We start from the raw sequence: 13,446 nt of genomic DNA on the forward strand, positions 1-13,446 counted from the left end.
GGGACTCCCCTATTGCTTGTTTTTATCCGGGCCCTTGCGTGTGCAAGCAACGGGTAGCGGGCCCTTGGTTGGCAGAATGGCGCTTGTGGCGTCACTCCGTGAGCGCTTGCCGGAGCAAGCCGGAAACGTGGGTGGCCTCAAACGAGTCCGAACAGGCCCACGCCTCACGATCCCTCCCCTGTCGGGCAGGGAAAATCGTCCTTTATGGTCCGTTCCGGGCACGCACCGGAACGGCGGTCATTTCCCTTGGCGTTCGCTGCGGCGAACCCCGGAAACCGACCCGGGCGCCAAGGCGCCCGGGAACGGAGTATCACTCGGCGTCGGCCAGCGACAGCAGCGACGCGTTGCCGCCCACCGCGGTGGTGTTCACCGACGTGGTGCGCTCGCTGACGAAACGCAGCAGGTAGTTCGGCCCGCCGGCCTTGGGACCGGTGCCGGACAGCCCGTGGCCGCCGAACGGTTGCACGCCCACCACCGCGCCGATCTGGTTGCGGTTGATGTAGAGGTTGCCGACCCGCGCCAGCTCTTCGATGCGACGGGCGGTTTCCTCGTTGCGGCTATGGACCCCCATGGTCAGGCCGAAACCGGTGGCGTTTATCGCCTGCACGACCTTTTCCAGGTCCTGCGCGGCATAACGCACCACGTGCAGCACCGGGCCGAAGTTCTCTTTCTTCAGCTCGTCGATGCCGCTGATCTCGAACGCGACGGGAGCGACGAAGTGACCGTTCAGGTTGCCCGGCACCTTGGTCTCGGCGATCAGCTTGCCGGCGGCCTTCAGCGCGGCGATGTGCTGCTCCAGGCCGGCCTTGGCCTCGGCGTCGATCACCGGGCCGACGTCGCTGACGCGCACGTCGGTCGGGCCGACCTTCAGCTCGGCCATGGCGCCCTTGAGCAACTCGATCACCCGCTCGGCGATGTCCTGCTGCACGTACATCACGCGCAGCGCGGAGCAGCGCTGGCCGGCGCTGGTGAACGCGGATTGTACCGCATCCTTGATCACCTGTTCCGGCAAAGCGGTGGAATCGACGATCATCGCGTTCTGCCCGCCGGTCTCGGCGATCAGGGTGGCGATGGCGCCGGGCTTCTCGGCCAGTTGGCGGTTGATGATGCGGGCGGTGTCGGTGGAGCCGGTGAAGGCCACCCCGGCGACCCGCGCGTCACGGCAGAACACGCCGCCGAGGGTGGCGCCGTCGCCCGGCAGCAGGGCGATAACGTCCTTCGGCAGGCCTGCTTCGAACATCAGTTCGACGGTGCGCGCGGCGATCAGGCTGGTCTGCTCGGCCGGCTTGGCCAGCACAGTGTTGCCGGCCACCAGCGCGGCGCTGATCTGGCCGAGGAAGATCGCCAGCGGGAAGTTCCACGGGCTGACGCAGGCGAAGATGCCGCGGCCTTCGTAGAACAGCTCGTTGCGCTCGCCGGTCGGGCCGCGCAGTTCCTCGCGGACCAGGCGCTGGCGGGCCTGCTGGGCGTAGTAGCGGCAGAAGTCGACCGCCTCGCGGATCTCGTCGATACCGTCCTGCAACGACTTGCCGGCTTCCAGGGTGCACAGCGCCATCAGCTCGCCGCGCTGGGCTTCCAGCAGGTCGGCGAGACGCTCGAGGATGCCGGCACGCTCGTCCACCGGGGTGGCGCTCCAGCGCGGCCAGGCCGCCTGCAACACGTCGAGGGCCTTGCCGGCCTGCTCGGCGGACGCGTACTGGACGCTGCCGACCAGCCTCTCCAGGTCGTACGGGCAACGCACTTCGTGGGCCGGGCCGGAGAGCTTCTCGCCGTTGACGATCGGCGCGGCTTGCCACTGGCGGGTCAGGTGCGGCTTGTAGGCGAGCTCCAGCTCGTTCCACTGGTTCTGGATGTTCATGTTGATGCCCTGGGAGTTTTTCCGCCCGGCGCCGAAGATCGCCTGGGGCAGAGGGATACGGTCGTTGGCCAGCGTCTTGAACTGGCGCAGTTGGGTAACCGGGTGCTGGATCAGCGTCTCCACCGGCACGCGCGGGTCCACCAGCTTGTGCACGAAGGAAGAGTTGGCGCCGTTCTCCAGCAGGCGCCGGACCAGGTACGGCAGCAGGTCCTTGTGCGCGCCGACCGGGGCGTAGATGCGCACGTTGCGGCGGTACTTCTCGATCACCGTGTCGTACAGCGCGTCGCCCATGCCGTGCAGGCGCTGGAACTCGAAGTCGCGCTCCTCGCCGCCGGCGGCCCTGGCTTCGTCGGCCAGGGCGAGGATGGCGGTCACGGTGTGGGCGTTGTGGCTGGCGAACTGCGGGTAGATCACCCCGCGGGTGTGCTCGCTGAGCAGGTAGCGGGCGCAGGCCAGGTAGGAAGTGTCGGTGCCTTCCTTGCGGGTGTAGACGGGGTAGCCATCGGCGCCCTGCACCTGGCACTGCTTGATCTCGCTGTCCCAGTAGGCACCCTTCACCAGGCGCAGCGGGATGCGTGCGCCAAGCTCGCGGCCGAGCAGGGTCAGCCATACCAGCACCGGCAGGCAGCGCTTGGAGTAGGCCTGGATGACCAGGCCGAACTCGCCCCAGCCGGCAATGGCCGGGTCGCGCATCAGCTTCTCGTAGAGTTCGAGGGACAGCTCCAGGCGATCGGCTTCCTCGGCGTCGATGGTGATGCCGACGTTCAGCTTGCGCGCGCGCACCGCCAGTTCCAGGACATTGGCGAACAGCTCGCTGAGCACCCGCTCGCGTTGCGCCACTTCGTAGCGCGGATGCAGCGCCGAGAGCTTGATCGAGATCGACGGCCGCGGCCCCGGACCGACCTGCGGCTCGGCGCCGACGGTGTCGATGGCCTGGCGGTAGTCGGCCATGTATTTCTCGGCGTCGGCGGCGGTCAGCGCGGCCTCGCCGAGCATGTCGAAGGAATAGGTGTAGCCCTGCTCGCGGCATGGACGACCGTTCTTCAGCGCTTCGGAGATGGTCCGGCCAAGCACGAACTGCTTGCCCATCAGCTTCATCGCCTGGTTCATCGCGGCGCGGATCACCGGTTCGCCAGAGCGCTGCACCAGCCGGCTGATGACGCTCGGGGCGCGGCCGTCGGTGCGTTCGTCGATGTTCACCACCTTGCCGGTCATCACCAGGCCCCAGGCGGCGAAATTGACCAGAACGTTGTCGCTCTGGCCGAGATGGCGCTGCCAGTCGGCGGCGGACAGCTTGTCGCGGATCAGCGCGTCGGCGGTCGCCGCGTCAGGCACACGCAACAGCGCCTCGGCCAGACACATCAGCATCAGGCCTTCCTGGGTGTCCAGGCTGTATTGGCGCAGGAGTGCGTCGAGGGTATCGACGGCGTTGTCCCGGCTGCGCACGGTTTCGATCAGTGCGCGGGCGTTGCGGCGGATAGCCTCGATGCCGTCGGGACCGGGGTCGGCGAGCTGCAGCAGTTCGCCCAGGTAGGCTTCCTCGTCGACCGCGTAGTTGGCGCTGATGACAGGGAAGAATTCGGCTGCGGACCGGGTCTGGTCCTCGCCCTGCAAGACGTGACTGGCTTTGAACATCACGCCCTCCTCTTGTGGAGCCATTGTTATTGAAAGAAGTCCGGCCAGGCGTCCATTGCCCGGGGCACCGCCGCCGGGGGGTTGTACCGGCGGCGCGGCACGTCCTGTGGCGCGGGAATACGGATCAGTATGGGTCAGGCCCATTCCGCCGGCGCGAGGCACCAGCGGATAGCGGAATGTAGTGGCTGCGAGAGGGGCGATTCTTGCGAAAGACTCTGGAGTTTTTGCGGAAAACTCCTGGCTGCGGAACTTTCCCGTTCCTCTTCGCCGGCAGGCATGCGGACATTGCCGCTGCACGTCGGCACGACGCCATGCAGAGTGGCTACGCGGGTCTACCGACACAAAAAGAAATAATATAACATCCCAATAAATACGCCGATCCGACCCCGTCGCCCTTCCTCCGGGAAGGGCCTGGGTTCGCTTTGGCCTGAAAAAAGTCCGACCCATGACCATGGAGCCCGCAATGTCCTCTTCCGGCCTTTTCCCTTCCCGTCCGCTCTGGCCTCTCACGCCACTGGCGCTGGCCTGCCTGATCGTTTCGGGGGAAACGCTCGGCGCCGACGGCCGCCCCAGCGAATTGCCCTCCCAGGTGATCACCGCCAACCCGCTGGGCAACGAATCTCCCGCCACGCCCAGCAGCGTGCTCGAAGGCGACGAGCTGACCCTGCGACAGAAAGGCAGCCTCGGCGAAACCCTCAACGGCCTGCCCGGGGTGTCCTCCACCTACTTCGGACCGGGCGCCAGCCGACCGGTGATCCGCGGCATGGACGGTGATCGCATCCGCCTGCTGCGCAACGGCGTCGGTGCGCTCGACGCCTCGTCGCTGTCCTACGACCACGCGGTGCCGGAAGACCCCAACAGCGTCGAGCGCCTGGAAGTGGTACGCGGCCCGGCCGCCCTGCTCTACGGCGGCAATGCCATCGGCGGGGTGGTGAACAGCTTCGACAACCGCATCCCCAGCGAACCCGTCGACGGCATCCACGGCAGCGGCGAACTGCGCTACGGCGGCGCCGACACCACCCGTAGCCGCTCCGGCGCACTGGAGGCCGGCGACGGCAACTTCGCCCTGCACGTGGACGCCGCCAGCCGCGAGTTCAACGACGTCAGGATTCCCGGCTACGCCCATTCCAGCCGCCAGCGGCAGATCGACGGCGACACCGGCAAGCATCGGGTGCAGAACAGCGACGGCCGCCAGGACGGCGGCGCCGTCGGTGGCTCCTATCACTGGGAGCACGGTTACGCCGGCCTCTCCTACAGCGGCTACGACAGCAACTATGGCTCGCCGGCCGAGGACGACGTGCGCCTGAAGATGCAGCAGGACCGCTACGCCTTCGCCTCCGAGATCCGCGACCTCGAAGGCCCGTTCACCTCGCTGAAGCTGGACGCCGCCTATACCAAGTACGAGCACAAGGAAATCGAGGACGGCGAGACCGGCACCACCTTCAAGAACGAAGGCTACGAAGGCCGCATCGAGGCCCGCCACCGCCCGCTCGGCCCGCTGAACGGGGTGGTCGGCGCGCAGTTCGCCAACAGCCGCTTCTCCGCCCTCGGCGAGGAAGCCTTCGTGCCGCACACGGAAACCGACAGCGCCGCGCTGTTCGCCCTGGAGGAATGGAAGCTCAGCGACCGCCTCGACCTCAGCTTCGGCGCCCGCCTGGAGCACACCCGCGTGGACCCCGACGCCAAGGGCAACGAGCGCTTCGCCGAGAACGACGGTTCGCAGAGCTTCACCACCGGCAGCCTGTCCACCGGCGCGGTGTACAAGCTGACGCCGATCTGGTCGCTGGCCGCCACCCTCAGCTACACCGAGCGCGCCCCGACCTTCTACGAGCTGTACGCCAACGGTCCGCACGCCGCCACCGGCACCTACGAGGTAGGCGATGCCGACGCGGACAAGGAAAAGGCGGTCTCCACCGACCTCGCCCTGCGCTTCGACAACGGCGTGCACAAGGGCAGCGTCGGGGTGTTCTACAGCCGCTTCTCCAACTACATCGGCCTGCTCGCCAGCGGTCGCCATCGCAACGAGGAAGGCGAAGTGGTCGCCGCCGGCGATGACGAGGCGCTGCCGGAATACCTCTACAGCGGCGTTCGCGCGGACTTCTACGGCGTCGAGGCGCAGGACCGCATCCACCTGCTGGAAAGCCCGTACGGCAACTTCGACCTGGAACTCTCCGGGGACTACACCCGCGCCAAGAACAAGGACACCGGCGAACCGCTGCCACGCATCGCCCCGCTGCGCCTGAACACCGCGCTGATCTGGGAGTTGCAGCAGTGGCAGGCGCGGGTCGACGTCGAACACGCCGCCTCGCAGCACCGCGTGCCGGAGGAAGAACTCTCCACCGACGGCTACACCACCCTCGGCGCCAGCCTCGGCTACAACTTCGACCTCGGCGAGAGCCGCTGGCTGGCCTTCGTCAAGGGCACCAACCTGACCAACCAGACCGTGCGCTACGCCAGTTCGATCCTGCGCGACCGGGTGCCGGCGGCGGGACGCGGCATCGAGGCGGGGGTGAAGGTGGCGTTCTGAGACAGGCCGTGCGGGACGAATTCGCTCGGCGGATGACGTCCGCGCCGTTATCCGTATATGGACTCCTGCCGGTAGGGCGAATAACCGCCTGCGGTTATCCGCCGAAGGTGGCAGATGACGCTCAGCCCTTGCGCAGCGACTTCGGCGTCAGCCCCAGGTAGCGGCGCATCGCCGTGGTCAGCGCGCTCTGGCTGGAGAAGCCGCATTCCTCGGCGATCCGCACCAGAGGCAGTCGGCTTTCCCGCAGCAACCGCGCGGCGCAGTCGAGGCGGACCTTGAGCAGGTACTGGTGCGGGGTCAGGCCGACGCTGTCCTTGAACTGCGCGTGGAAATGGCTCGGGCTGAGACAGGCGACCTGGGCCAGTTCGGCGACCGTGATGCGCCGCGCCAGGTTCCGCACGATATGCGCGTCCAGGCGCTCCAGGTCGAGCGGCCCGCTGGCCGCCAGGGGCTGCTGCTCGCCGAACAGGCGCAGGTGCAGGGCGCGGATCAGCACTCCGCCGAGGGCACGGGTCAGCAGCGGGTCGCTGCCGTAGCGGGCCAGTTCGGCGCCGGCGTAGCTGAGCAGGTTCTGGAAGTCGGCGTCCAGGGTCGGGTAGCGCGGCGCCTCGAACAGGCGCGCGAGCAGGTCGGGGTCTTCCGGGGTCGGGTTGTCCTCGCCCAGGTCGATGATCAGCATGCGGTTGTCGCCCACCCCGGCGAACACGTGGCCCGCCTCGCCCGGCACCAGGCAGGCGCGCATCCGGCAGACTTCCCCGCCACAGCCGTTGACCTCGAATTCGGCGCGCCCGGCCAGCGACATCACCAGTTGGTGATGCTCGTGGGCGTGGGTGTGCGACTGGTCGGGCAGACGGATGAGGCGGGTGTCGAACATGAACGGCAACTGCTCAATTTTTGCGCACTCTACTCGACTTGCCCGACGCTGCCCAGCACCTTGCCGCAAGTGGTACCCGCGTACCGCGTGCTGCGTGGAAACCTTCGGCAACATCCTTGAACGGACAGGGATTGAAACCCGCCCCCGGGGCCCCATCTAGACTCTCATGTTTCAGTCAGTCAGGTGCCTCATGAGCGACCAGGACGTTAATCCCGAACACATCAGCGACGCGCAGCCCGCCGGCACCGGCCTGGTGCTGCCCGGCCAGACCCTGCCGACCACCCTCTACGTGATCCCGATCCACAACCGCCCGTTCTTCCCGGCGCAGGTGCTGCCGGTGATCGTCAACGAAGAACCCTGGGCGGAAACCCTCGAACTGGTGGCCAAGACCGACCACCATTCGCTGGCCCTGTTCTTCATGGACAATCCTCCGGAAGACCCGCGCCACTTCGACGTCAACAGCCTGCCCGAGCACGGCACGCTGGTCCGGGTGCACCATGCCTCGCGCGAGGGCGGCAAGCTGCAGTTCGTCGCCCAGGGCCTGTCGCGGGTGCGTATCCGGGGCTGGATCAAGCGCCATCGTCCGCCGTTCATGGTGGAGGTGGACTATCCGAAGACCCCGATCGATCCCAGTGACGAAGTGAAGGCCTACGGCATGGCCCTGATCAACGCGATCAAGGAGCTGCTGCCGCTCAATCCGCTGTACAGCGAGGAACTGAAGAACTACCTGAACCGCTTCAGTCCCAACGACCCGTCGCCACTCACCGACTTCGCCGCGGCCCTGACCACCGCGCCCGGCGGCGAACTGCAGGAAGTGCTGGACACCGTGCCGATCCTCAAGCGGATGGAGAAGGTCTTGCCGCTGCTGCGCAAGGAGGTGGAAGTCGCGCGCCTGCAGAAGGAACTGTCCGCCGAGGTCAACCGCAAGATCGGCGAACACCAGCGCGAATTCTTCCTCAAGGAACAGTTGAAGATCATCCAGCAGGAGCTGGGCATCACCAAGGACGACAAGAGCGCCGACGCCGACGAATTCCGCGCCCGCCTGGAAGGCAAGGTGCTGCCCGAGCAGGCGCGCAAGCGTATCGACGAAGAGCTGAACAAGCTGTCGATCCTCGAGAGCGGCTCGCCCGAGTACGCCGTCACCCGCAACTACCTGGACTGGGCCACAGCCCTGCCCTGGGGCGTGTACGGCAAGGACAAGCTCGACCTCAAGCATGCGCGCAAGGTCCTCGACAAGCATCACGCGGGCCTCGACGACATCAAGGATCGCATCCTCGAGTTCCTCGCCGTGGGTAGTTTCAAGGGCGAGATCGCCGGCTCCATCGTGCTCCTGGTCGGCCCGCCGGGAGTGGGCAAGACCAGCATCGGCAAATCCATCGCCGAGAGCCTCGGCCGGCCGTTCTACCGTTTCAGCGTCGGCGGCATGCGCGACGAGGCGGAGATCAAGGGCCACCGCCGCACCTACATCGGCGCCCTGCCCGGCAAGCTGGTGCAGGCATTGAAGGAAGTCGAGGTGATGAACCCGGTGATCATGCTCGACGAGATCGACAAGCTCGGCGCCAGCTACCAGGGCGACCCGGCCTCGGCGCTGCTGGAAACCCTCGACCCGGAGCAGAACGTCGAATTCCTCGACCACTACCTGGACCTGCGCCTGGACCTGTCCAAGGTGCTGTTCGTCTGCACCGCCAACACCCTCGACTCGATCCCCGGACCGCTCCTCGACCGGATGGAAGTGATCCGCCTGTCCGGCTACATCTCCGAGGAAAAACTGGCCATCGCCAAGCGCCACCTGTGGCCCAAGCAGTTGGAAAAGGCCGGCGTACCCAAGGGCCGCCTGAGCATCAGCGATGCCGCGCTGCGCGCGGTGATCGAGGGCTATGCGCGGGAAGCCGGGGTGCGCCAGTTGGAGAAACAGCTCGGCAAGCTGGTGCGCAAGTCGGTGGTCAAACTGCTGGAGGATCCCGAGTCGAAGGTGAAGATCGGTCCCAGGGACCTCGAGGACTACCTCGGCATGCCGGTGTTCCGCAGCGAGCAGGTGCTTTCCGGGATCGGCGTGATCACCGGGCTGGCCTGGACCAGCATGGGCGGCGCCACCCTGCCGATCGAGGCGACCCGCATCCACACGCTGAACCGTGGCTTCAAGCTCACCGGCCAGCTCGGCGACGTGATGAAGGAATCCGCCGAGATCGCCTATAGCTACATCGGCTCGCACCTGAAGAAGTATGGCGGCGACCCGACCTTCTTCGACCAGGCGTTCGTCCACCTGCACGTGCCGGAAGGTGCCACGCCCAAGGACGGTCCCAGCGCCGGCGTCACCATGGCCAGCGCCCTGCTCTCCCTGGCGCGCAACCAGGTGCCGAAGAAAGGCGTGGCGATGACCGGCGAACTGACCCTGACCGGCCAGGTCCTGCCCATCGGCGGGGTCCGCGAGAAGGTGATCGCCGCGCGCCGGCAGAAGATCTTCGAGCTGATCCTGCCGGAAGCCAACCGCGGCCACTTCGAAGAGTTGCCCGACTATCTCAGGGAAGGGCTGACCGTGCATTTCGCCAAGCGCTACGGCGACGTGGCCAAGGTGCTGTTCCCGGCCTGAGCCGGCGGCGGATGGCCGACCGGTTCAGCCGTCCGCCGCGCCAACCTTGGCACTCGGGCGCCAGCAGGGTTTATGCTGGCGCCCTTTCCATTCGAGCCGAGGAGCGCTGCATGTCCTTTTCCCCCTCCCGTCTGCTGCTGCCATTGTCCATCGTGGTCCTGGCCGGCTGCGCCGGGCAACAGAAGCCGGTGGTCACCCTGGACGACGCCGACGACTGTTCGCCGCTGAAGCTGACGCAAGGCCAGGAACTGGTGCTGACCCTGCCGAGCAATCCCACCACCGGCTTCCGCTGGGAACTGCGCAACCCTGCTGCCAGCGTGCTCAAGCGCCTTGGCCCGGAGGTCTACAGCAATTCCGAAGAAGACAGTGGCCTGGTTGGCAGCGGCGGCGAATCGACCTGGCGCTTCCGCGTCGCCGCCAGCGGCGACGACCGCCTGGAACTGGTCTACCGGCGGCCCTGGGAAAAGGACGCGGAACCGGCGGAAAGCTTTTCCTGCGCGATCCAGGTGCGCTGAAACCGCTGCCCGCGGCGGACACATTCTGTACGAAGACCGACGTCCTGCGCCGTGGCGACCTGGCCTATCCTGACAGGCCCCGTCGCCCCGAGGACTCCATGCTCCGCGCCTCCTTCGTCCTGCTCGCCCTGTCCTGCGCCGCTCCTCTGCTCTCGCTGGCCGAACCGTTGCGCTTCGCAGGCGACGACGGCTGCCCCTACCTGTGCCCTGGCACGCCGCAGCGGCCCGGCTACCTGGTCGAGGCGCTCAGCCAGGTCCTTCGGGAGCCACCGCACTTCGACAGCCTGCCCTGGCCGCGCGCCGTGCAGATGGTCCGCGACGGCCATCGCGACGGCCTGGTCGGCGCCTATGGACTCGACGGCCTGCGGGTCGGCAGCGAGCCCATCGGCTGGGTCGGGCTGGCCTTCTACACCCGCCACGACAGCGACTGGCGCTACTCCGGCGATGCATCCCTGCTCGGCCAGCGCCTGGGCCTCGCCCAGGGCTACGTGAACAATCCGCGCTTCGAAGCCTGGCGCAGCCAGGCCGGCGACGACGACCTGCACCTGCAGGTCCTCGGCGGCGAGCGCGTGCTGCCGCGCAACCTGCAGAAACTGCTGCTCGGCCGCATCGACGTGCTATTGGAAGACCGCGACATCATCGAGCACTACCTGGAGCATCATCCGCAGCTCGCCGGACAGGTCCGCCGCGCTGGCGAACTGCCCGGGCGGCAGCCGCTGCACGTCGGCCTCAGTCCGCACCTGCCGGAGGTCGACGCGCGTCTCGCGGAACTCGACGAAGGGCTGCGCCAACTGCGTCGCGAAGGCACCCTGAAGGTCCTCGGCGAGCGCTATAGGCTTTCTTTCGAATGACTTTCCGGGCCGCCGGAAATCCGCCGCCAGACCAGCAACCACGCTGCTTTCAGCCGATTGAATAAATTCCGGCAGGCCTTTTTGGCGTCGTCTATTACTCAATCTACGACGGCACCGAAAGGAGGCGCGTCATGGGCACCGCTCTTCGTTACTCACTGCTCTGGGCATCCACTGTCTTCGTTTCCTCCTGCGGCAGCCTGCTGCCCAGCGAACGAGCGGAAGTCCAATCCCCCTTCGTCGACTACCTCGATGCCGAACTGCGCTATTCCCAGGCGCAACCCGGCAGCACGACCCGTTCGCAGCTGTTCGGGCTGGGTTTCGATCCATTGACCCAGGGCAACGGCCGCATGCTGTCGTTCATCGACGTGCGGCTCATGTTCATCCAGCCGAACATCCCCATCGATTACCTGCCGGGCGGCCTGGTGCAATGCCTGGAAGCGAAGGACCGTTGCATCGGCTACGCCTTCGATTTCAGCAAGACCGACACCCAGCGGGTCGGCAGCTTCTGGGCGGACGTGTTCAACTTCCGCAAGAAACGGGAGTTGCAGGGCTGGTCGTTCAAGGCGGTGTTCGTCTTCGTCAACGACGTGCTGGTGCACAAGGTCAGCAACGGCGAACCGAACATCCATCGCCTGGAAGACAAGAAGAACCCGCTGGGTCCGCTGCAGGGCGCGGGAGAGTACTTCTCCGACAAGCTCAGGTGATTCGCCTGCGCGCATGGGTGAATCGTCGCCGCGCAGTTGGGCGACGCTCATCCCTCGGCTACAATTCGGCCCCCTGAAAAGCCGTGATGCCCGAGGTCACCCGCGTGAGCGAGTCCGATCGCCTGTTCGCCCAACCCCAGCAACGTGTCGCCGACTTCGTGTTCAACGAAGACGTGGTGCGCGTGTTCCCCGACATGATCAAGCGCTCCGTGCCGGGCTACCCCACCATCGTCGAGAACATCGGCGTACTCGGCGCGCAGTTCGCCCAGCCGAACAGCGTGCTCTACGACCTAGGCTGCTCGCTCGGCGCGGTCACCCAGTCGTTGCGCCGCCACGTCCGCAACGACGGCTGCCGGGTGATCGGGGTGGACAACTCGCACGCGATGATCGAGCGCTGCAGTGAATACCTGCATGCCCAGGACGCCATGTACCAGGAGCTGCTGCCGGTCGAGCTGATCGAGGCCGACATTCTCGCCCTGGACCTGCAACCCACCTCGCTGGTGGCGATGAACTTCACCCTGCAGTTCGTCGCCCCCGACCAGCGCCTCGGCCTGCTGCGCAGGATCCGCCAGGCACTGCTGCCCGGCGGCGCGCTGATCCTCTCGGAGAAACTGCGCTTCGCCGATGCGCAGGAGCACGCGCTGCTCACCGACCTGCACATCGCCTTCAAGCGTGCCAACGGCTACAGCGAGCTGGAGATCGCGCAGAAGCGCAGCGCGCTGGAAAACGTCATGCTCCCCGACACCTTCGAGGAACACCGTGAACGGCTCCTGGCCGCCGGCTTCAGCCGGGTCAGCCAATGGTTCCAGTGTCTCAACTTCGCCTCGATGATCGCCCTGCCATGATCCAGCACCTCGCCCTCGACGCCCTCCAGCGACACCTCGCCGGCTCTCCGCTGTACGGCTGGGCGACCAGCCTGCCCGCGCAGATCGCCGCGCGCATCGAGGAAGGCCACGGCGACCTGGCCCGTTGGTGGAGCGCGGTCCAGCGCCTGCCCCAGGTGCCCGCGCCGAAGGTCGAACTGGCCCAGCGCTTCGCCCTGCACAGCGACCACGATGCGGCGCTACAAGCGCAGGTGAAGGAAGCGCTGCAAGGGCTGATTCCCTGGCGCAAGGGGCCGTTCGACTTCTTCGGCGTACAGGTCGATACCGAATGGCGTTCCGACTGGAAATGGGAGCGTGTCTCGCCACATGTCGAACTGCGTGGCAAACGCGTCCTCGACGTCGGCTGCGGCAACGGCTACTACCAGTGGCGCATGCTCGGCGCCGGCGCGGAAAGCGTGGTCGGGGTCGATCCGAACTGGCTGTTCCTCTGCCAGTTCCTCGCCGCCAAGCGCTACCTGCCGGAGCTGCCGGCCTGGCACCTGCCGCTGGCCCTGGAAGACCTGCCGGAGAAGCTCGAAGGCTTCGACACGGTATTCTCCATGGGCGTGCTCTATCACCGTCGCTCGCCCATCGACCACCTGCTGGCGCTCAAGGACTGCCTGAAGCGCGGCGGCGAACTGGTCCTGGAGACCCTGGTGGTGGAAGGCGACGCCAGCACCGTGCTGGTGCCCGAGGACCGCTACGCGCAGATGCGCAACGTCTGGTTCCTGCCCTCGGTGGCAGCCCTGGAGCTCTGGCTGCGCCGCGCCGGGTTCGCCGACGCGCGCTGCGTCGACGTCAGCCTGACCAGCGTCGAGGAACAACGCTCCACCGAATGGATGCGTTTCCAGTCGCTGCCGGAATTCCTCGATCCGCAGGACCGTTCGCGAACCGTCGAAGGCCTGCCGGCACCGATGCGCGCCACGCTGGTGGCGCGCAAGCCCTGACAGCGAATAGGGAAAAGCCCATCCTCGGATGGGCTTTTTTTCATGCTTTCATCCGCCCCGCAGGTCGACGGGAAGCGGGGCG

9 protein-coding genes are annotated in these 13,446 nt (G+C 66.8%); 7 read left to right on the forward strand and 2 right to left on the reverse strand.

The features are described from left to right. Nucleotides 1-310 precede the first annotated feature (310 nt). Entirely contained in the window at nucleotides 311-3,493 is a 3,183-nt protein-coding gene (gene putA, locus LJF27_RS28600) for a bifunctional proline dehydrogenase/L-glutamate gamma-semialdehyde dehydrogenase PutA (RefSeq protein ID WP_003085590.1), read from the reverse strand. Nucleotides 3,494-3,956: 463 nt separating this feature from the next. Here putA and LJF27_RS28605 point away from each other — a divergent pair, with 463 nt between their 5' ends. Further along, nucleotides 3,957-6,020 carry a TonB-dependent receptor gene (locus LJF27_RS28605; protein ID WP_003101985.1) on the forward strand — a complete coding sequence of 688 codons (2,064 nt, stop codon included), beginning with the start codon at nucleotides 3,957-3,959 and terminating at the stop codon, nucleotides 6,018-6,020. Nucleotides 6,021-6,141: 121 nt separating this feature from the next. On the opposite strand, the gene LJF27_RS28610 is transcribed toward LJF27_RS28605, so the two are convergent. Beyond that, nucleotides 6,142-6,894: an AraC family transcriptional regulator gene (locus LJF27_RS28610; protein WP_003085585.1), complete on the reverse strand. Its 753-nt coding sequence runs from the start codon at nucleotides 6,892-6,894 to the stop codon at nucleotides 6,142-6,144. 190 nt (nucleotides 6,895-7,084) lie between these two features. Between LJF27_RS28610 and lon the strand changes: the two genes are divergently transcribed. The 6 genes from lon (at nucleotide 7,085) to cmoB (ending at nucleotide 13,364) form a co-directional block, all read left to right on the forward strand. Then, nucleotides 7,085-9,484, forward strand: coding sequence for an endopeptidase La (gene lon / locus LJF27_RS28615; protein WP_003101982.1), 2,400 nt, complete (start codon nucleotides 7,085-7,087; stop codon nucleotides 9,482-9,484). A 110-nt stretch (nucleotides 9,485-9,594) separates the two neighbouring features. Next, the gene (locus tag LJF27_RS28620; RefSeq protein ID WP_003085581.1) at nucleotides 9,595-9,999 is read left to right on the forward strand and encodes a protease inhibitor I42 family protein; all 405 of its coding nucleotides are present in this window, start codon (nucleotides 9,595-9,597) and stop codon (nucleotides 9,997-9,999) included. Between the two features lie 98 nt (nucleotides 10,000-10,097). Beyond that, nucleotides 10,098-10,850 carry a substrate-binding periplasmic protein gene (locus tag LJF27_RS28625; RefSeq protein WP_023086588.1) on the forward strand — a complete coding sequence of 251 codons (753 nt, stop codon included), beginning with the start codon at nucleotides 10,098-10,100 and terminating at the stop codon, nucleotides 10,848-10,850. Nucleotides 10,851-10,981: 131 nt separating this feature from the next. After that, nucleotides 10,982-11,554, forward strand: coding sequence for a hypothetical protein (locus LJF27_RS28630; protein WP_003085577.1), 573 nt, complete (start codon nucleotides 10,982-10,984; stop codon nucleotides 11,552-11,554). Nucleotides 11,555-11,658: 104 nt separating this feature from the next. Further along, entirely contained in the window at nucleotides 11,659-12,399 is a 741-nt protein-coding gene (cmoA, locus tag LJF27_RS28635) for a carboxy-S-adenosyl-L-methionine synthase CmoA (protein WP_003123029.1), read from the forward strand. After that, the gene (gene cmoB / locus LJF27_RS28640) at nucleotides 12,396-13,364 is read left to right on the forward strand and encodes a tRNA 5-methoxyuridine(34)/uridine 5-oxyacetic acid(34) synthase CmoB (RefSeq protein WP_003085573.1); all 969 of its coding nucleotides are present in this window, start codon (nucleotides 12,396-12,398) and stop codon (nucleotides 13,362-13,364) included. The genes cmoA and cmoB overlap by 4 nt, the downstream gene beginning before the upstream one ends. Nucleotides 13,365-13,446 lie beyond the last annotated feature (82 nt).

It is taken from the genome of Pseudomonas sp. 203-8, assembly GCF_020708595.1.
Lineage (GTDB): Bacteria > Pseudomonadota > Gammaproteobacteria > Pseudomonadales > Pseudomonadaceae > Pseudomonas > Pseudomonas aeruginosa.

Coding starts and splice junctions, on each gene's coding strand:
- putA (WP_003085590.1), bottom strand. CDS start 3,493: ATGTTCAAAGCCAGTCACGTCTTGCAGGGCGAGGACCAGACCCGGTCC.
- LJF27_RS28605 (WP_003101985.1), top strand. CDS start 3,957: ATGTCCTCTTCCGGCCTTTTCCCTTCCCGTCCGCTCTGGCCTCTCACG.
- LJF27_RS28610 (WP_003085585.1), bottom strand. CDS start 6,894: ATGTTCGACACCCGCCTCATCCGTCTGCCCGACCAGTCGCACACCCAC.
- lon (WP_003101982.1), top strand. CDS start 7,085: ATGAGCGACCAGGACGTTAATCCCGAACACATCAGCGACGCGCAGCCC.
- LJF27_RS28620 (WP_003085581.1), top strand. CDS start 9,595: ATGTCCTTTTCCCCCTCCCGTCTGCTGCTGCCATTGTCCATCGTGGTC.
- LJF27_RS28625 (WP_023086588.1), top strand. CDS start 10,098: ATGCTCCGCGCCTCCTTCGTCCTGCTCGCCCTGTCCTGCGCCGCTCCT.
- LJF27_RS28630 (WP_003085577.1), top strand. CDS start 10,982: ATGGGCACCGCTCTTCGTTACTCACTGCTCTGGGCATCCACTGTCTTC.
- cmoB (WP_003085573.1), top strand. CDS start 12,396: ATGATCCAGCACCTCGCCCTCGACGCCCTCCAGCGACACCTCGCCGGC.